Consider the following 18,940-nt stretch of genomic DNA (forward strand, 5'->3'; position numbering starts at 1 on the left):
TTGTCATACACCCTGAGCAATGAACGCTGCTCGAATAAAGCGCACTATACAACATTCAGGCGCGGTAGACCTCGCTTCCCTGATGGTAAACCACTGCCACCGCAGGCAACCGAGCCACCACTTCAGCGGAACAGCTGGCAGAGATCAAGATAAAATCAGCCTCATCGCCAGAGGCAGGCCACACCTGCTGTCCTTCTGCGCTAAGCGGCAAAATGCCGCCCGTCGCAATACCCAGCGCGCGATTAAGCTCCAACTCACTGCCACGGGTGTACAACTGCGCCCACAGGTTGGCTTTTTGTAACATGCTGCCGGAACCAAAGGGCGACCAGTGATCAATCACACTGTCAGTGCCGGTCATCAATTGCACCCCATACTGCTGTAGCACGGGTAACGGCATCGTGTCTTTTCCAAGCGGTAAACAGGAGGCCACGCTAACGCCAAGCGCAGCCATACGCTCTGCTAATCCCGCCAGCGTGGCTGGGTTAATCTGCGCGAGGCAATAGGCATGACTCAGTGTGAGGCGCTGGTGCAGGCGCGGCTCCTGTTCCAGCGCATCAAGCAGGTAGTTAATCGCCGCGACGCCACTCTCGGCCCCTTCATGCAAATGCATATCCACGCCACTTCCCGCCTCCAATGCAATATCCAGCATCTGATCCAGCGACGCCTCCATCGCACCATCAACACGCGTGGGATCGAGCCCGCCAACCCATTGGCAACCCAGCTGCATGGCTTCACGCATCAAGGGAACGACACCGGGACGCAATAAGCCATGCTGTGGGAACGCAACGATGTCACAGGTTACCGGCAGCGACTCCAGCGCCCGCAGCAAATGTTCCAGACTGCGCAGACCGCTGGTGGGTTCGATATTACAGTGGCTACGGATTCGGGTGGTGCCATGCTGCTGCAAAAGCGCCACCAGCTGCTGTGCACGCGTGACGGAGTGCGGCAACAGCGTAGGAAGCAACTGCTGCTCCAGTGCGATCATCGCCTCGATGTTCTGTTCATTGTTCGGCCGCGCGGCACGCCACGGCCCGCCGTAGAATGTTTTGTCGAGGTGAATGTGCATATCACGTGTGGCTGGCAGCATCAGCATACCGCCGGCATCCACATGGGGTAATGTCGTGTCGCGGTGGGTATTCGGGTGACGCGCTACAATGCGACCTGCGGCGATTTCGAGGGTAAAAAGTTCACATTCCGTACCCTGAACGTGGTCATTTTGCCAAGTAAAACCACACTCCAGCCGTACATTGGTGAGTAAAAAGGTCTGATGCATTTAGGGTTCCTCACGCGTCACAATATTAAATGCAGGCTTCACTATTTCGCTGACGGGCGGATGTCCCACCGTGCGCTCGGGATAGGTCGAGATAATGTGGTTGAACACCTGCTGCGACTGCTGGTGCAACTCCGCCACACTATAGCGACTGTTCACCAACTCACGATCGCGCACCACGGTTTTACCCGCCACAATCACGGTTTGCACATCACGCCCGTTGCCATTCAGCACTAACGCCGTAATAGGATCGAAGATCTGACCTAAAGCGGGTTGATCCAGTGAAATGACGATCATATCCGCCTGACAACCCGGAGCGAGACGACCTAAATCCTCTCGCCCCAAGGCCTTAGCGCCACCGAGCGTGGCCATACGGTAATAATCTGCTGCACTGGCAGCTTGCACATCCCCCGTCACCACACGCGTCAGCACTACCCCCATCTGCATATTAGTGAACATGTCAGATGGCCAGGTATCGGTGCCCAGCGCCAGGTTGATGCCTGCCGCACGAATCGACTTATAGTGCTCAAGGTATTTTCCATGCCGGCCCGAAACCAGCGGACAGGCAACCAGTGTTGCACCTGAGTCAGCCAGACGCGCAATATCTTCGCTGACATCGCCAGCAACACCGCCAAGAAACTGTCCATGCGGCAGCAACATCTGCGCATTGAGCAAACCATATTGCGCCAATACCTCAAGTGAGGTGCGCCCCTGATAACGACGCGCAATCTCGCGTACTTCCAGTTCGCTCTGACAACAGTGCAGGCGCGTTGGGCAACTCAGACTCTTCACCACCGCACCGAGTTCGTGTAGCCAGGCGTCATCGCCCCCCTCAATACGGTCCGGTGCCAGCATGCCGCTAAGACGCGGTACACCGCGTGCATTGAGACGCTCATAAAAGCGCACGGCGTCCTCCAGTCCCTGACGAGCACGATCGCGATTGTTGATGTAGTGGAACTGGCCCAGCGTATCGCTGGCATAATAGCCCGCCATAAATGCCGGACCGAGCCACGCGCGCGCGCCCAGTTCCTCAACCACATCCGCAGCATAGAGGTATTCGTCCACCTCTTCCGCCCATGCGCGGTACAGAATTGAGGTGATGGGAGCAAAACTGGTAATGCCATTGAGCAGTAACTGGCCATAGGCATAGTGTTTAGCGAAATTGAGCTGTTCGCGTGAATAGAGATCGCGGCGTTGCCAGTCCTGCGCCACAATCCGGCCGGTTTTCCAGCCCGGCTGATTGTCAAACGCCAGTACCGTGGTATCAAGATCGCCTAACGCATCAAGATCGATAAACCCGGGAGCCAGCACACTGTTACCGAGGTGATTATCCTCATCCACTGCACCAGAATAGTCATGGCCAACGAACAGAATACGATCGCCTTGATACACCACTTCACCATTGGCATACAGACAGTGATCACCCGCCTGGTATCCCACCACCCAGGCCGCGCGCAATCGAATGACTTTATCACTCATCAGAACAGGCACTCCCCGTTTTCGGCAATCAACTGGCCCGCTTTGAAGACCTTGCGATCGCGCGGCATCTCAACCAAAGCCTCGACCATGTTGCGGCCTGGTATCAGCACCACGTCTGCCCGGTCCCCTACGCTGAGGCCATAGTGTTCCACTGCCATTACCTCAGCCCCACCATAGGTGATGGTTTTCGCTGCCAGGGCAATTTCCTGGTCCTTGCGCCAGCGATAGCGCTGCCCCAGCATCAACGCGCGTTGCACCATGTCGCCACTGCTGTAAGGGTTCCACGTGTCGCGAATACCATCATTACCGGCACAGAGTGCCACTCCGTAACGATCAAGCAGTGCCCAGGGTGGCACTTCGACATCGGAAGGTGCCGTGGTCGCCATAGAGATCCCCAGCTCAGCCATTTGCTCAGCAAACTGCTGCTGCCGCTCCGCATCGACCATGCCGAGACAGAAACCATGGCTGAGCGTGACGCGATCTTGCATCTGATAGCGACGGGTAAAACTCAGCAGCAGTTCCAGACTGAAGGCACCTAACTCTCCCCTTTCGTGCAGGTGAATATCCAACTTCTTCCCGTGCTTAACGGCGAGGTCGAAAATAATCGTCAGATGCGTCACTGGATCGCGGTCAAAGGAGCAAGGATCGAGGCCGCCAATCAAATCAGCCCCCAGATAAAGCGCCTGATCCAGCAGTTCCGCCGTGCCGGGGTTTTGCAGAATGCCGCTCTGCGGAAATGCCACGACTTCAATGTCCACTTTACCCGCCAAACGTCGACGGGTTTCCAACACCCCCTCCAGATTTGCTAAACCAATTTCGTTATCGATATCGACGTGGGTGCGAATAAAAGAGGTGCCGCTGGCTATACAACGGCGCGTCACGCGCTCTGATTGCAGTTGCGCATCGGGCCGCTGCTCGCGACGATAGCGGCGCTCATTGGCGATGATGTCGCTGAGATTACGTGGCACATCGTTGACGTACCAATCACGCCCCAGCAGGCTTTTATCCAGATGCGCGTGCCCATCCACCAAACCGGGAAACAATTGATACCCTCGCGCATCCAGTTTCATGGCGTGATCGGGGACGGCCAGCTGTGCGCCTTTGGCGGCAATGGCGCCATCAACCAGCAGCACATCGATTGGCTGTGTCTCATTAAACGGCTGAACCTGTTGCAGCAATACCGGTTGAATTGCTGATGATGCTAAACACGCTTTCATATCGCAGCCCTTACTCTTTCGGGGAAATGACACTCAATTTGATGACTGTGACTAAAACGGTGCAGCGGCGGTTCGGTGCTGCAGCACACCGTTTGTGAGTGTGGGCAGCGCGCAGCAAAGGCACAGCCAGCCGGAGGGTTCATCGGACTGGGCGCTTCACCCACAATCGGCTCACGCTCGTTTCCGGGTTGATCAAATTGTGGAATGGCTGCAATCAGCAACCGCGTGTAGGGATGGCTGGGGCGGGAAAAAATCTCCTCAACCGTGCCCTGTTCGACAATGCGACCGAGATACATCACGCCGATGCGATCGGACACGTGAGCAATAACGGCCATGTTGTGGCTAATAAACAGGGTCGTAAGTCCATGTGCCTTTTGCAGATTACGCATCAGGTTCAGCACCTGCGCTTGCACAGACACATCCAGCGCTGATGTCGGTTCATCACAGATTAAGAAACCCGGCTGCGTTGCCAGTGCGCGAGCAATCGAGATACGCTGGCGTTGCCCCCCCGAAAACTCATGGGGATAGCGGTCAAGATCGCCAGCCGACAGCCCAACCTGTTCCAGTAATTGACCGCAATACTCTCGCGCCTGCCGCGTGTTACCCACTTTTTTGCTGAGAACCAGCGGTTCAGCCAGTGAGCGACCCACCCGCCAGCGAGGATTTAAGCTGGCGTAGGGATCCTGAAAAATCATTTGGGCGCCCTGCTGTGTAGCTGCGCCAGGTTGCGCCGCATCCTGCCAGGCAAAGTGAATACTGCCTGCCGTTGGTGTATATAACCCGGCCAGTGCCCGTGCGATGGTGGATTTCCCGCAGCCGGACTCACCGACAATACTGAATGTTTCACCCTGCCGAATATCAAGATTAATCCCTCTTACCGCATGCAGAGTGCGCATCGCCCCTCGGCGCAGCAACGACGTGCGTTTCTCCCGCCCGAGATGGAAACGGATATGCAAATCACGCACATGCAAAATGTCGGGTGGCGTTAACATTTCACTCATCATGGCTCTCCAGCTGGATTAAAGCAGGCTATTGCCGCACTGCCGCGCGGATTCATCGGTGGCTGCTGGCTGCGACATTGCGCCGTCACATTGGGACAACGAGGATGGAATGCACAGCCAATCGGTAACTGATTAAGACGCGGCATGGCACCGTCAATCTGAGTCAGATACTCATGGCGCTCTTTTAACGACGGAATGGAACCGATCAGCCCTCTGGTGTAGGGATGACGCGGCGCGCGGATAACCTGCTCAACCGGACCGGTTTCCACAATCCGCCCCGCGTAAAGCACCGCAACACGTGAACACACTTCCGCAACAACGCCCATATCATGGGTAATCAGCATCACCGCTGTGCCATGCTGTTGGCACAGCCGCTTTATCAGTCGTAGCACCTGCGCCTGCACTGAAACGTCCAGCGCGGTGGTGGGTTCGTCTGCAATCACCAGTTGGGGATCAACACACAGCGCCAGGGCTATGACCACACGCTGTCGCATGCCGCCCGACAGCTGGTGCGGAAACTGCTCCATGCGTTGTTCCGGGCTGTTCAGCCCGACTTCCGTCAATAACGCCACCGCACGCGCATGCGCGTCACCCGCAGAGAGGGGCAAATGCGTGCGGATGGTTTCTGTTAATTGCTGGCCAATAGTCAACACCGGGTTCAGACTGGTCAGCGGGTCCTGAAAAATACAGCTGATGGCTTTTCCGCGCAGCCCCCGGCGCTGCTCCTCATCCAAATTGTCGATACGCTGGCCTTTGAACCAGATCTCCCCCTGCTTAACGCGGCCCGGCGATTGCAGTAAACCGCTGATTGCCGCACCAGTAAGGGATTTACCGGCACCCGATTCCCCCACCATGCCGAGAATTTCACCCGGTTTCATGTGCAGCGACAGATCATGGATCGCCTGCAAATTGCCCTTCCGATGCAGGAACTCAATGCTAAGTCCGCGCACATCCAGTAATAACGGTTCATTCATGTGGCTTACTCCTGACGCAGTTTGGGATTGAGCACATCAGTCAGCCAATCTCCGAGTAAATTAAACGAAAGGGAGAGGATCACCAGCAGCGTGGCGGGGAACACCACAATCCACCACTGGCCGGAGAAGAGGTATTGATTGCCTTCGTTGATCAGTGTGCCCAGTGAAGGCTGGTCAGGTGGCATGCCCACGCCGAGGAAAGAGAGCGTGGCTTCCGTGAGGATCGCTACCCCCAGATGCAAGGTGGCCATTACCAGCACTGGTCGCATCACGTTAGGGACGATGTGCGCCAACATGATGTGCAGATGGCTTGCACCACTGATGCGGGAAGCCATGACATATTCCCGCCCTTTTTCAAGTAACGTGAGCCCGCGTACGGTGCGTGCATATTGCATCCAACCCGTGAGTGCAATCGCACCAATCAAAATCACCGGCGCAAAGTGCCCAATCCAGTCTTTGGGAATGGCGACACGTGCCACACCGCTCACCAGTAAGGTGAACATGATGGTCGGCACACTGAGCATCGCATCGGCGAAGCGCATAATCAGGGTGTCCACCAGGCCGCCAAAGTAGCCACTCAGGACGCCCAACGCCACACCCAGTGCGACTGAAATCACTACGCTACTGATGCCGATAACCAAGGAGATATTCAGGCCATACAGCATTAACGACAGCACATCGCGGCCTTGCACGTCGGTACCAAACAGGAAGCGTGCATCACCGCCGCTCATCCAGGCGGGCGGTAGCTCCGAGTCCATCAAGTCAAAGGTGGTGGTATCAAACACATTGTGCGGCGCAATCCAGTGACTGGTCAGCGAGCAAAACAGGATCAATACACAGCACGTAAATGCCACCACGGTGCTTTTGCTGCGCCAAAACAGCCAGACGAGATCGCTGTCGTTAAACGCTTTCCACCGCTGCCAGATCCGCTGACGGCGGGTAGCCTGCGGCGGTTCGCTGCGGGGAATGTCATCGTGAATCATAAAGCCTCCTCTTCAGGCGTCTTGCGTTACGTCACAGGAATGCCAGGTGGACGTGAAGCCGCCTTTATTGCGCTCGCATACGGGGATCGATCAGATAGTAAAGCACGTCAACTAACGTATTGATTATGATGAAAATTAACGCAGTGAACAGCAGGTAGCCCGCCAGTACCGGCACATCGACGAAGTTAATCGATTGAATGAGCAACAGCCCCATACCTGGCCACTGAAATACCGTCTCAATGACAATCGCAAAGGCGATAAGTCCGCCAATTTGCAATCCAATCACCGTCACCACCGGTAGCAATGCATTGCGCAACGCGTGTCGGAACCAGATGCTGCGATTAACGATGCCGCGCGCACGCGCAAACTTAACGTATTCGGACTGCATCACTTCCAGCATCTCCGTGCGCACCAAACGCATGATGATGGTCACCATTGACAACCCCAGTGACAGCGAAGGCAATACAATCGATTTCCAGCCTGATACGGTGAGTAGCCCTGTACTCCAAAAGCCCAGCTTCACCACCTCACCGCGCCCGCTTGATGGGAACCAGCCAAGCCAGACGGAAAAAACAATTATCAGGATGATCCCGGTGAGGAACCATGGCAGGGAGACGCCAATCAGAGAGAGAATTTGTACCCCCTCTTTCAACACCCGGTTCCGGCTGATGGCAGACCACACGCCCAACGGAAAACCCAGCGCCATGGCCATCACCACCGAGACGAACACCAACTCTAACGTGGCAGGGAGACGTTCCATGATCAGGCTAAACACCGAGACCTGGTTGTAATAGGAGATGCCGAAATTGCCGTGCGCCAGGCGGTTGAGGTAGTGCATAAACTGCACCACCACCGGATCGTTCAGTCCAAGACTGGTGCGCAGCGCCAGGCGTTCGGCTTGCGTGGCACTTTCCGGCAGCATGTTGGCGACGGGATCGCCGAGATACTGGAACAAAATAAATGAGAGCAGCGCAACACCCGCGAGCAACATCGCGGCCTGAAGCAGTTTGCGTAGTAGAAAGACCATGAATACCCCCCTGACGTCATCGGGTTGGTGATGGCGACAGCGTCGCCACCTATCTAACGTTACTGACTAACGGTGCCGTACCACAGGCGCTGCACGTTATCTGGAGTCTGTTTGAGCGTGAGTTTCTTACTCATCGCCCAGACTGTCGGTTCAAAGTGCATAGGGAGGTATGGCAGGTCTTTGTTGGCCATCCCCACCGCTTTGCTGAGCATGGCAATGCGCTTGGCGTTATCCAACTCGCCCACTGACGCATCAATCAGTGCATCACTGGCTGGGTTGCTGTAGCGCGGGATGTTGAACGTACCGAGGTTTTTACCGTCGCTGGTGTGCAGTAATTGCACCGCAACGCTGTAGGGGTCCATGATCGGTAAGTTAGCCCAACCCAGCACGCCGACATCGGTACGTCCATTGACAATAATCGGGTCGTAGACACTGGCTGGGTGCACGTTCAACGCCGCTTTCACGCCAATCTTCGACCAGTAACTTTGCACCGCCTGGCACCATTGCGCCGCATTGATATAGGTCCCTTCTGGGCAATCAAACTTGAGATTGAAGCCATCGGGATAACCCGCTTCGGCCAGCAGTGCTTTGGCTTTAGTTGGGTCATATTTCATCTCCACGCCCGCGCTGGCGTCATAGCCTGGAATATCCGGGGCAAGATAGTTATTGGTCGGTTTGGTCAGCCCACGCATCACTTTCTGTGTGATAGCATCACGATTGATCGCCATGTAAAGCGCCTGACGCACGCGAATATCTTTCAGCGGGTTGCCGGGCTTGCTGTTGCTGGCGTTAAGGGTGTCACGCATGTTGAGCGTCAAGTAGTCAACGCGCAGTGAGGGGCTCACCTGCATCACCACCGCCGGATTGCTTTGCAGGCGCTGAATATCCTGCAAGGGTACGGATGTCACTAAATCGTATTCACCGGCCAGTAGCCCAGAGAGGCGCGTAGCATCGGAAGCGATGGGTTTAAAGATGATACGGTCAATGTTGCCGCCGGTAGTGGTGTTCCACCAGTGTGGATTGCGCACCAGAACCATCTGCGTGTCGCGCTGACGGCTTTCTAACATAAAGGGTCCAGTACCGTTGGTGTTGTTGGTCGCGTACCCTTCGGTACCCTGGCTGATGTCGGTGGGCTTGAGCGCGTTGTGCTCGCTAAGCCACTTCTTATCCATGATCATCACGCCGGTCAGCTCATTAATCGCAATGCCGGTCTTTTTCACCAGATGGACATCGACCGTATACTTGTCAACGGCAACAGCGTCTTTAATGGTGGAGGCGTTGGCGCGAATACCCGAAGCAGGGTCGGTGACGCGGGCAATCGATGCCACCACATCATCTGCGGTCAACTCATCACCATTATGGAATTTCACCCCCTGCCGCAGGGTAAAACGCAAGGTGGTATCGTCGATTTGCTTCCAGCTGGTTGCCAGCCACGGCACGATTTTCAGATCGTTATCGCGTTGCACCAGCGACTCATAAATATGATTCTGGAAGGTCAGTGCTTTAGTGGAGGCATAGGCATCCGGGTCAAGAGTTGGAATATCGGCATCCGTTGCCCAACGCACGACATTTTCTGCCATGGCCGAAGGTACTGAACATCCTAAGGCACCTGCAATAAACAACGACAAGATTAATTGCTTCATCATTTACTCCCGAATGTAATGCTAAAAATATTGCTAGCAAATCTAGCCAGAATCGTGCCAATGCTGAGTAGCTAAGCCTGAAGTCGATTAAATACGTGAATTACGCTTCGTTAAGTTCTGGTGTCAGAATCCATTCCGCGCTGTCGTTCCAGACATCCATTTTGACGATCTGTCCATCAATCACTTCATAGCGGTCAAGATAGCGGTTACCGCTGAAGTGGCGGCCATCGGGCCACTCCCCGTATAAGGTGCCGGTGCAATAGACCACGACGTGACCTGGGCTTTTTTCCATCCAGTCGAAATCACCCAACTGCTTTTTCACCCAGCGATAGCGGCTGGCATTAAACTCGGTCACGCCATGAACCGTGGCCATCACCCGCTTGCCGGTGAAGGTAATGCGAACGGATTCCGACATCAGTTTTGCGGCGCGCACCGGATCGGGCGCCATTGATGCTTCAAGAAACGCTTTAACAACCTGAACAGCTTGTAACGCTGACGACATGGTGGTGTCCCCTGTTATGAAAAGCAGCGCCCGTAATGGGTCGCCTACCGTGAATACGACGCGATTTCACCCGGCGTGGTCAGCCAGACGTCATCACATTGATGAAGAAGTTTATTTAGCGTCTGGCGCAGCACGTGCAGGCGGAACGGTTGCCCGACGATGTAAGGATGTAGAGCGATGCCCATCACCTGCGGTCGTTGCTGGGAACGTCTTTTTAATTCTGCAAATTGCCCTTCAATCATGCGGCAGAACGTCTCGATATCTGCACCATTAGGAATAATGGTGGGAATATCATTGATCTCCTGTGGATAGGGCACGGACAACAGCGCGCCATGTTGTGTTTCCATTGGGACGGGACGATCGTCATGTGCCCAGTTCAGCGAGTAACTGAACCCGTTTTGGCGCAAGAGATCTGGCGTGTGCTGACTCTCAGAAATCCACGGTGACAGCCAGCCTGAGACCGGTTTTCCCTGCCATTCAGTGAGACGCGTCTGGCAATAGGCGATCAATGCACTTTCGTCTTGTTGACTGAGATCCCCCTGGCGCTGTGAATTGGTATGCCCGTGGGCAATCAGCTCACTTCCCGGAAGATCCATCCAGCGTTTCAGCAGTGCCGGGCAGTAATCGATGATGGAGGTATTGGCGATAACGGCAGGGGGAATCGCTAATTCCTCAAACATATCGGCCAGATACCATCCGCCCACCCGATTGCCATAATCACGCCAGCTGTAATTAAGAATATCGAGTTGATTCGCTGCCTGTGACAGGCGAGCGCCTTCTGGGCAGCCAAAAGAGAAGTGTTCCAGATTCATCGCGACATATAACGCCAGCGATTTGCCCTGCGGCCAAGTCGTTAATGGGGCTTCATCGATCGCGCTGTAGCGATAGCGTTGATGGCTGGCAATCTCCCACATCGGTTGTGGCATGGACATTTCTTGCTCCTGAAAAGTGGCGTCTTCAGGAGATAAAGCAAGTGACATGCCAAACTAGCTAAATTGCTAGCAATATGGCTTGGTATTTTTTTATCTGTTTGCAAACGGGCGACATAAGGGCCGTCCTGACAGGCAATACGGCGAACAGGAAGGGGCGTGCCTTGGCGCGCCCACGGGCATCCATTCCTGTTGTTCAATACGAATTTAAGCGCTGTGATGGCGGATACTGCTGTAATTTTGTGCACATCGCGCATTTTTAGCGCAGACCTTGCACTGTTGCATGGCAATTCCAGGACGTCGTCGCGTGCTTGAGCAAAGGGCAATTTTAAGGCAAAAAAAACCCACGCATCTGCGTGGGTCGGTGCAACAGAACAGGGTGAATACCTGAAGACAGGTATCGCTGCCGCAGCAGCCGCTCTTCACACCCATCAATACCTCTGGGACTTCCATCGTCGCCGAAAGCAGTGAAAGAGAACAGCCGCAAATCGCAACCGAGTTCGGCGAAATGCAACGAGGTGTGAAAAGCACGACTGTGCAGTTACATCCTGATTTTACTAAGATTTATCCGAAGGTGGCTTGTTGTAAATCGCATCGGGTGCGATGTTCATATGCTTCAGCACCGGCCCCATAATATTGCCGAAGATCGGTGCTGCCACGGTTCCCCCGAAGTGGTCACCCGCAGTAGGATGGTTGACGATCACCACCAGCGCCACCTCCGGATGACTCGCAGGTGCCACGCCTGCGGTGTAGTTCACATAGCCGCCATCATATTTGCCACTCGGCCCCATCTTCTCAGCGGTACCGGTTTTGGTCGCCAGACGATAGCCCGGCACGTTAGCACGCAATCCTGAACCGCCGGGCAGCACGTCACTCTCCATCATGTGAACAACAATTTCCGCCGTTACCGGATTCGCCACCTGCGTGCCCACCACCGGTGGCGTCACTTTGGTAATCGAGAGCGGACGATAGATGCCATAACTGCCCAGCGTGGCGTACTCACGTGCGATTTGCAGCGGCGTTACACGCAATCCGTAGCCAAAGGCAAAGGTTGCGCGTTCGATATCGGCCCAGCGTTGACGATGGGCGGGGAAATAGCCCACGCTTTCGCCAGTCAGCCCTAATCCAGTCGGTTTACCCAAACCAAATGCCTGATAGGTGTTGACCAGCGCATCGGCGGGCATCGCTAACGCAATATGGGACGCTCCGGTATCACTCGATTTCTGCAGGATGCCGGTGACGGTGAGGCGAGGCCAATGGCCCACGTCACGAATCAAATGGCCGTTAACCGTATAAGGCGAGGTATCCAGCACCGAGTCCGGACGAATTAAGTGGCGCTCCAGTCCCTCCAGCACCACCAGCGGTTTCACCGTGGAACCTGGTTCATAGCTGTCATTGATCGCCGTGTTGCGCATCTGCGCAGGCGTGGCGTTTTCGTAGTTGTTAGGGTTGAACGACGGGTATGACGCCATCCCTAAAATTTCTCCGGTATCGATTTTGATCAACACCGCCGCACCGGAGTCAGCTTTGTTCAACAGCACGCCATCGCGCAGTTTGCTGTAGAGCGTGAACTGGTCAAATTTATCGATACTCAGCTGCACCGTGGGCGGCTGCTTAGGCGGATCGTAGTCGATCATCGAAATAATATGGCCATCGCCATCCTGACGATAAACCTCTTTGCCGGGTTCCCCCTGCAACACGTGATCAAAGCCTTTTTCCAGTCCGTTCAGACCGTTGCTGTCAGCACCCACGATACCGATTAACGGCGCTGCCGCTTCACTCATCGGGTAGAAGCGACTGTCGTTGTACACTGAGCTGATCCCTTTCAGGTGCAGTTCAGCGATGTCTTTGGCAATACCCAGCTCAATCTTGCGCCCCAGATAGAGGAAGCGCTTTTTCGGGTTGGCGGTGATTTGTTCGCGGATCTCTTCCGGTCGCATACTGAGTGCGGCCGCCAGATAGGCCCATTTGGCGCTGGTGAAATCAGGGTTGGCTTCTAACACACGCATTGGGTCGGCAATGATATCGCGCGCGGGTACGCTCAGTGCCAGCGCCTGCCCATCACGATCCAGTAAGGTGCCGCGGTTCGTCGGCAGCGTGACAGTACGTAGCGAGCGCTGATCGGCTTCATGCTCCAGCATCGGATGTTTAATCAGCTGCAGGTCACCGACGAAAATCAGTAGCAGCACCATGCAGCCAAGGACACCCAGACAAATCAGGCGAAAGCGAAAAGGGTTAAATGGGGCTTTTATCTGGTCTTTTCCCAGAAATTTTTTAATCGGGGGCATAGCATTCCGCTGCGAAAAAGGGTGAATCTAAGCTTGTTATCTGCAGTTATAAAGAAAGCTTGAGAGTGATAACAGGAAAACTGTGTTTCAGTTCGTTAGCGAAACGTGCGGGCAAAAAAAACCTGCGCATCTGCGCAGGTCGGTGTAATCAAGAAAACTTTTTGATGTTCACCCATCAATACCTCTGGGACCCTGACTTTAGCAAGGTGGCTGATGAGGAGACCATCTCTCAAACGCAACAGTTACCCGCAAAATGTAACCAGCAGTGAGATTGTTAGCGCACCATTCACATCAAATGTTTTTTGATTTGCACCAGGCAACTCATGGCGTTAGGTCCCTGCGTCAATGAAGAGGTGCCGATGTCCAGCGTCAGCACATTCGGGTTGCCTGCGCGATCCCATGGCTGCCATGCGCGGCCAAAGCCGGGATCGAACCAGGCACCGGTGGCGATGATCACCACGCCAGGGGTTAAGCCGTCGGTAATACGTACGCCGGCCAGCATGCGTCCTCGTGTATTGGTGACTTCAATCTCATCACCATCGGCAATATCCCGCGCACGCGCATCCTGCGGATGCATATACAACGTTTCGCGTCCGGCGGTTTTATTGGCCTGCACTGTGGCGGTGGCATCCATCTGGCTGTGCAGGCGATCCGACGGCTGGATGGAGATCATATGCAGCGGGAATTCCTCACTCAAGGGCGCGCCCAGCCACTCCTGCGGCTCACGCCACTCGGGATGCCCAGCAAAATCATCCAGTTGATAGTCGGCAATGGTCTGGCAGAACAACTCAATTTTGCCGCTGGCGGTTTGAATCGGGTGTTGAGTCGGGTTAGCGCGGAAATCGTCCATAAATACGTAGGGCTTGCCGCCTTCCGGGATCTCGACAAAGCCACGCTGCCAAAACTCACCAAACTCCGGGAAGTGGATGTCTTTACGCGCATGCGCCACGGCGCACTGCTGATACAGGTGCTCAATCCACTGCATCTCATTGCGCCCTTCGGTGAAGACATCGCGATAGCCGAGGCGATCGGCGATATCGGCAAAGATGTCGAAGTCATTACGCGCCTGATGCTGAGGTTTGATCGCCTGATGCATGGCAAACACGAAGCGGTCACGCGATGAACCGCCAATGTCGTTACGCTCCAGCGTGGTGGTGGCGGGCAGCACGATATCGGCCATCTGCGCCGCTGGCGTCCAGACGATGTCCTGCACGATGACGGTATCCGGGCGCTGCCAGCCTTCGACTAAGCGGTTGAGCTGCTGATGATGATGGAACGGATTGCCCCCCGCCCAGTGCACCAGATGGATATCCGGATAGTGCAAAGTCTCACCCTGGAAGCGGTAAGGCTGGCCCGGATTGAGTAGCATGTCGCTGATACGCGCCACCGGAATCGAGTGATTGCCCGGATTGGGTCCGGTGCTCATCATTGGCGCCGGCCCTTCCTGACGCGGATTGCCGACGCTGTTCATCGAGCCGTGACCAAAGGAGAAACCGCCGCCTGGCAAACCAGGCTGACCGAGCATCGAGGAGAGCGCAATCATCATCCAGTACGGCTGCTCGCCACGGTGGGCGCGCTGTACTGAATAGGAGCAGGTAATAAAGCTGCGTTTACCGATCAGCTGCTGCGCCAGCAACGCAATACGTGCCGCCGGAATGCCGGTGATATCGCTGGCCCATGCAGGGGTTTTGGCGATGCCATCGCTTTCGCCCAGCAGGTAAGCGCGCAGCTGCGGCCAACCGGTGCAGTGGCTGGCGAGGAAGCTTTCATCCACCGCCTGGCGACGAGTGATCTCATAACCGAGCGCCAGCATCAGTGCCACGTCGGTGTTAGGGCGAATCGGGATCCACTCTGCATTAACGAAAGTTGGGCAGTCATCACGCATCGGGCTGATGTTGATAATCGGCGTGCCCTTGGCGGTGAGCTGTTCAAGCGCCGGTTTCAGGCTGTGTTGCCCTGCTCCGCCGGACGCGACTTGGGCATTTTTCAACGCCAGCCCACCAAAAGCGATAAAGATTTCGGCGTGTTCCACCACGTCAGGCCAGTCTGTCACGCGGCCGGTGAGCGGCATGTATGTACCGATCACATAGGGCAGGAAGAACTGCGCGGCCCCCCAGCTGTAGTTGCCCTGCTGGTCAACCCCACCGCCGCCCTGGAAATAGAAACGACGAATCAGGGTACGGGCGTGGTTAACGCGCCCGGCGGAAGACCAACCGTACGAGCCGTTGAAAATGCCGGAGGCACCATAGCGATCGCGCACGCGGCGGTTCTCTTCTGCCACCAGATCCAGCGCGGTGTCCCAATCCACCGCCACAAAATCTTCCCGCCCGCGCAGTGTACGGTCACTGTTTTCACGCGATTTGAGCCACGAACGGCGCACCATCGGCTGACGAATACGTTTATCCGAATAAACCAGCTCTGGGATGGTATTGAGCATCGGCGAAGGATCGGCATCGGCAAAGAAAGGTTCGCAGCCAATGAGGCGATCGTTTTTGGTGACAGCAGTAAAAGCGCCCCAGTGCGCCAGGTGTGGCACGCGTGATTTCATGGTTTTGGGTCCGGCAGGCAGGTGTGAATAATAGTGGCAGCATAACATGAGGGTGCGGACGGGCTAAAGCCTGGCTGAATCCCCTTAATTTCCGCGCTTTTGCGACAGCGCTGGCATTCTCGCGGGTTGCTACAGGTACTGTTTTCCGTAACACTGTTGGCATGTGTAAACGTTTTCCCGGATGCAAGTAACCGCATGGCTACCATTAAGGATGTTGCCCGCATGGCGGGGGTGTCGGTCGCGACCGTTTCCCGCGTCATCAATAATTCGCCCAAAGCCAGCGAGAGTTCACGCCTCGCCGTGACTCAGGCAATGGAGCAGTTGCAGTATCACCCGAACGCCAACGCACGCGCCCTGGCGCAGCAGTCCACCGAAACCCTGGGGTTGGTGGTGGGTGACGTTTCCGATCCCTTTTTTGGCGCGATGGTGAAAGCGGTGGATGAAGTGGCAGGAGCCACTGGCAACTTCCTGCTGATTGGTAACGGTTACCACAACGAACAAAAAGAGCGCCAGGCGATTGAACAGCTAATGCGCCACCGCTGCGATGCTTTGGTGGTACACGCCAAGAAAATCCCTGATGCGGATTTAGAAGTATTGATGAAGCAGGTGCCAGGCATGGTGCTGCTGAACCGTTTATTGAAAGGCTTTGAATCACGCTGTATCGCACTTGATGACCGTTACGGCGCCTGGCTGGCGACACGTCATCTGATTCAGCAAGGCCACTCACAGATCGCCTTTATCTGCTCCACCCACCCGATTTCGGACTCCGAAGATCGGCTGCAAGGCTATTACGATGCACTGAAAGAGCATGGTTTGGCGTCTAACGATCGCTTAGTGGCCTGGGGTGAACCGGATGAAGTTGGCGGCGAGCAGGCGATGACCGAGTTGTTAGGTCGCGGTAAACAATTTACCGCCGTGGCCTGTTACAACGATTCGATGGCGGCAGGCGCGTTGGCGGTACTGAGCGACAACGGCGTGCGCGTGCCGGAAGAGATGTCGTTGATTGGTTTCGATGATGTGCTGGTGTCACGCTATGTGCGGCCGCGTTTGACCACGGTGCGCTATCCAATTGTCACCATGGCGCAGCAGGCAGCGCAGTTGGCGCTGGCTTTAGCCAACGGCACAGCAATGCCGGAAGTGACCAATATGTTTAGCCCGACGCTGGTGAGACGACATTCGGTGAGCGGGCCGGGTTGAAGAGATAAAAGCGCCGCACCATCCGTAGCGGCGCAATTTATTGCGCATCTTTCTGCAGCGGCATGAACGCAACTACGCGAGATAAATCGCGCCGCTACCGCTCTACGCTAAATTCTGCGAATACACCTTCACCCGCACGTCCGGGAACTCCAGCGCGTCACACTGATAATCCCAGCCAAAGCGCTCGTAGTAGCCGCCAAAAGTTGACCACAGCCATAACTTCTCATGCCCACGCTGGCGGGCAAAATCAATCACATGCTGCTGCAGTGCTTCACTCAATCCCTGACCGCGCGCATGTTCATCGACATAGAGCGCGGCAGCCCAAGGGTAAAGATCCTGACGGCTGATCAAATCGCAGCGCCAGAACCCCACCGTGCCCAAAGGCACATCCCCATCCAGTGCCACAAAGGTCACCGGATACTCGGCACCGTTCAGGCTACTACGCACAATGCTGTGATAAAACTCGCGCGAGGTCCCTTCGCCAAACGCCTGCCACAGCCAATCGGTGATGTGACTGGCGTGATGTGGCACCTCGCTGAGCGCGACAATCTTGATCACATCAGCTCCAGCGCCAGCAGCTCCTGAATGGTCTGCGCACGACGGATTTCACGCGGTACGCCATTCTCAAACAGCACTTCCGGGATCAACGGGCGGCTGTTGTAGTTAGATGACATGGATGCCCCGTACGCGCCGGTATCGTGGAACACCAGGTAATCTCCCACTTTGGTAGCAGGCAATGCGCGTGTCTCGACTTTGCCGCCTTCCAACTGGGTAAACACATCACCCGATTCACACAGCGGCCCCGCCACTACCGAATCTACCGTCGCATCACTCAGCGCACGACCATCAGTTGGCAGCACGGAAATGTGATGATAGCTGCCGTACATCGACGGACGCATCAAATCGCTGAAGCCCGCATCCACCAGCACAAAGTGGCGACTGCCCATCTCTTTCACCGCACGCACCTGTGACACCAGCACACCTGACTCTGCGACCAGGAAACGGCCGGGTTCGATTTCCAGTTTCACCGGATGGCCCAAATGCGCCGCAATACGTTCGCGCGCACCGTTCCACAAACCGAAATAGTGCTGCGTATCAATGGCTTCTTCGCCGAAACGATAAGGAATCGATAACCCACCACCAGCAGAGATCGCTTCCAGGTCCTGACCAAAAGCCACCACCTGATCCACCATCGCGTCACACACCTGCTGCAAGTGGCCGTAATCCACGCCGGAACCGATATGCATATGCAGGCCAACTAATTTCAAGCCGTGCTGCTGAATCGCGGCTAGCGCCAGCGGCAGATCGCTGTGCCAGATGCCGTGCTTGCTGTTCTCACCGCCGGTGTTGGTTTTCTGGCTGTGGCCGTGACCAAAGCCCGGATTGATACGCAGCCACACTTTGTGACCCGCTGACACCGCCCCGAGTTGATGCAACATATCCACCGATCCGGCATTGACCGGCACTTTCAGTTCGGCGATACGTGCCAGCGTCGGCTGATCCAGTACGTCTGCGGTGAAAACGATATCCTCGCCACCCGGCTGGAAACCAGCAGCCAGCGCGCGCTCAATTTCACCCAGCGAAACCGAATCGACCTTCACACCTGCAGCACGCATCAAACGCAGAATATGGATGTTGGAGCAGGCTTTCTGCGCAAAACGCACCACGTCAAAAGCGCTGAGCTGCGCGATACGCTGCTGGATAATCGCGGCATCGTAAGCCCAGAAGGGACCTGCGTAACGCTGGGCCAGCGGCAGTAAGTTGGCGGCGGTCAGCGCCGTTTCAGTGTTGTTCAGTGGACGTGGCATCTCAATTCTCCTGTGTCTTTGCGACTATTTAGCCACAGCGTATCAATTCAGAAAAATATCTGTTTTAGCGACAT

Annotated in this window: 15 protein-coding genes; 1 reads left to right on the top strand and 14 read right to left on the bottom strand. The window is 55.6% G+C overall.

Annotation, left to right across the window (positions count from 1 at the left end; all coding sequences use genetic code 11):
• Nucleotides 1-55: 55 nt before the first annotated feature.
• The 12 genes from QMZ30_RS09125 to QMZ30_RS09180 form a co-directional block, all read right to left on the bottom strand.
• Nucleotides 56-1,273, bottom strand: coding sequence for an amidohydrolase (locus QMZ30_RS09125; protein ID WP_283227119.1), 1,218 nt, complete (start codon nt 1,271-1,273; stop codon nt 56-58).
• Nucleotides 1,274-2,749, bottom strand: coding sequence for a chlorohydrolase family protein (locus QMZ30_RS09130; RefSeq protein WP_283227120.1), 1,476 nt, complete (start codon nt 2,747-2,749; stop codon nt 1,274-1,276).
• Complete coding sequence (locus tag QMZ30_RS09135; RefSeq protein ID WP_283227121.1) at nt 2,749-3,966, bottom strand: amidohydrolase; 1,218 nt, start codon at nt 3,964-3,966, stop codon at nt 2,749-2,751. The genes QMZ30_RS09130 and QMZ30_RS09135 overlap by 1 nt, the downstream gene beginning before the upstream one ends.
• Nucleotides 3,963-4,970, bottom strand: coding sequence for an ABC transporter ATP-binding protein (locus tag QMZ30_RS09140; protein ID WP_283227122.1), 1,008 nt, complete (start codon nt 4,968-4,970; stop codon nt 3,963-3,965). Before QMZ30_RS09140 ends, QMZ30_RS09135 begins: the two co-directional genes overlap by 4 nt.
• Complete coding sequence (locus tag QMZ30_RS09145; protein ID WP_283227123.1) at nt 4,967-5,941, bottom strand: ABC transporter ATP-binding protein; 975 nt, start codon at nt 5,939-5,941, stop codon at nt 4,967-4,969. Before QMZ30_RS09145 ends, QMZ30_RS09140 begins: the two co-directional genes overlap by 4 nt.
• Before the next feature lie 5 nt (nt 5,942-5,946).
• Complete coding sequence (locus QMZ30_RS09150) at nt 5,947-6,924, bottom strand: ABC transporter permease (protein ID WP_283227124.1); 978 nt, start codon at nt 6,922-6,924, stop codon at nt 5,947-5,949.
• Nucleotides 6,925-6,988: 64 nt separating this feature from the next.
• Nucleotides 6,989-7,951: an ABC transporter permease gene (locus QMZ30_RS09155; protein ID WP_283227125.1), complete on the bottom strand. Its 963-nt coding sequence runs from the start codon at nt 7,949-7,951 to the stop codon at nt 6,989-6,991.
• Between the two features lie 59 nt (nt 7,952-8,010).
• Nucleotides 8,011-9,594, bottom strand: a complete 1,584-nt coding sequence (locus QMZ30_RS09160) for an ABC transporter substrate-binding protein (protein ID WP_283227316.1) — start codon at nt 9,592-9,594, stop codon at nt 8,011-8,013.
• 100 nt (nt 9,595-9,694) lie between these two features.
• Nucleotides 9,695-10,096, bottom strand: a complete 402-nt coding sequence (locus QMZ30_RS09165; protein ID WP_283227126.1) for a nuclear transport factor 2 family protein — start codon at nt 10,094-10,096, stop codon at nt 9,695-9,697.
• A 44-nt stretch (nt 10,097-10,140) separates the two neighbouring features.
• Nucleotides 10,141-11,028, bottom strand: coding sequence for a polysaccharide deacetylase family protein (locus QMZ30_RS09170; RefSeq protein WP_283227127.1), 888 nt, complete (start codon nt 11,026-11,028; stop codon nt 10,141-10,143).
• Nucleotides 11,029-11,582: 554 nt separating this feature from the next.
• A complete protein-coding gene (locus QMZ30_RS09175) occupies nt 11,583-13,313 on the bottom strand; it encodes a penicillin-binding transpeptidase domain-containing protein (RefSeq protein ID WP_283227128.1) in 1,731 nt (576 codons plus the stop codon).
• A gap of 286 nt (nt 13,314-13,599) precedes the next feature.
• Nucleotides 13,600-15,861 (bottom strand): molybdopterin-dependent oxidoreductase, encoded by a 2,262-nt coding sequence (locus QMZ30_RS09180; protein WP_283227129.1) that lies wholly within the window; start codon nt 15,859-15,861, stop codon nt 13,600-13,602.
• Nucleotides 15,862-16,056: 195 nt separating this feature from the next.
• Between QMZ30_RS09180 and galR the strand changes: the two genes are divergently transcribed.
• Nucleotides 16,057-17,058, top strand: coding sequence for an HTH-type transcriptional regulator GalR (gene galR, locus QMZ30_RS09185; protein WP_283227130.1), 1,002 nt, complete (start codon nt 16,057-16,059; stop codon nt 17,056-17,058).
• Nucleotides 17,059-17,160: 102 nt separating this feature from the next.
• Here the strand turns inward: galR and QMZ30_RS09190 are convergent, their stop codons facing one another.
• Together QMZ30_RS09190 and lysA are read right to left on the bottom strand one after the other, a co-directional pair.
• Nucleotides 17,161-17,616, bottom strand: coding sequence for a GNAT family N-acetyltransferase (locus QMZ30_RS09190; protein WP_502921470.1), 456 nt, complete (start codon nt 17,614-17,616; stop codon nt 17,161-17,163).
• Nucleotides 17,613-18,866, bottom strand: coding sequence for a diaminopimelate decarboxylase (lysA, locus tag QMZ30_RS09195; protein WP_283227131.1), 1,254 nt, complete (start codon nt 18,864-18,866; stop codon nt 17,613-17,615). The genes QMZ30_RS09190 and lysA overlap by 4 nt, the downstream gene beginning before the upstream one ends.
• Nucleotides 18,867-18,940: the final 74 nt, after the last annotated feature.

It is taken from the genome of Pantoea sp. EA-12, from assembly GCF_030053355.1.
Classification (GTDB): domain Bacteria; phylum Pseudomonadota; class Gammaproteobacteria; order Enterobacterales; family Enterobacteriaceae; genus Pantoea; species Pantoea vagans_C.

Bases quoted from the DNA above. Each gene is read 5' to 3' on its own strand.
- QMZ30_RS09125 (WP_283227119.1), bottom strand. From the start codon at position 1,273: ATGCATCAGACCTTTTTACTCACCAATGTACGGCTGGAGTGTGGTTTT.
- QMZ30_RS09130 (WP_283227120.1), bottom strand. From the start codon at position 2,749: ATGAGTGATAAAGTCATTCGATTGCGCGCGGCCTGGGTGGTGGGATAC.
- QMZ30_RS09135 (WP_283227121.1), bottom strand. From the start codon at position 3,966: ATGAAAGCGTGTTTAGCATCATCAGCAATTCAACCGGTATTGCTGCAA.
- QMZ30_RS09140 (WP_283227122.1), bottom strand. From the start codon at position 4,970: ATGATGAGTGAAATGTTAACGCCACCCGACATTTTGCATGTGCGTGAT.
- QMZ30_RS09145 (WP_283227123.1), bottom strand. From the start codon at position 5,941: ATGAATGAACCGTTATTACTGGATGTGCGCGGACTTAGCATTGAGTTC.
- QMZ30_RS09150 (WP_283227124.1), bottom strand. From the start codon at position 6,924: ATGATTCACGATGACATTCCCCGCAGCGAACCGCCGCAGGCTACCCGC.
- QMZ30_RS09155 (WP_283227125.1), bottom strand. From the start codon at position 7,951: ATGGTCTTTCTACTACGCAAACTGCTTCAGGCCGCGATGTTGCTCGCG.
- QMZ30_RS09160 (WP_283227316.1), bottom strand. From the start codon at position 9,594: ATGAAGCAATTAATCTTGTCGTTGTTTATTGCAGGTGCCTTAGGATGT.
- QMZ30_RS09165 (WP_283227126.1), bottom strand. From the start codon at position 10,096: ATGTCGTCAGCGTTACAAGCTGTTCAGGTTGTTAAAGCGTTTCTTGAA.
- QMZ30_RS09170 (WP_283227127.1), bottom strand. From the start codon at position 11,028: ATGTCCATGCCACAACCGATGTGGGAGATTGCCAGCCATCAACGCTAT.
- QMZ30_RS09175 (WP_283227128.1), bottom strand. From the start codon at position 13,313: ATGCCCCCGATTAAAAAATTTCTGGGAAAAGACCAGATAAAAGCCCCA.
- QMZ30_RS09180 (WP_283227129.1), bottom strand. From the start codon at position 15,861: ATGAAATCACGCGTGCCACACCTGGCGCACTGGGGCGCTTTTACTGCT.
- galR (WP_283227130.1), top strand. From the start codon at position 16,057: ATGGCTACCATTAAGGATGTTGCCCGCATGGCGGGGGTGTCGGTCGCG.
- lysA (WP_283227131.1), bottom strand. From the start codon at position 18,866: ATGCCACGTCCACTGAACAACACTGAAACGGCGCTGACCGCCGCCAAC.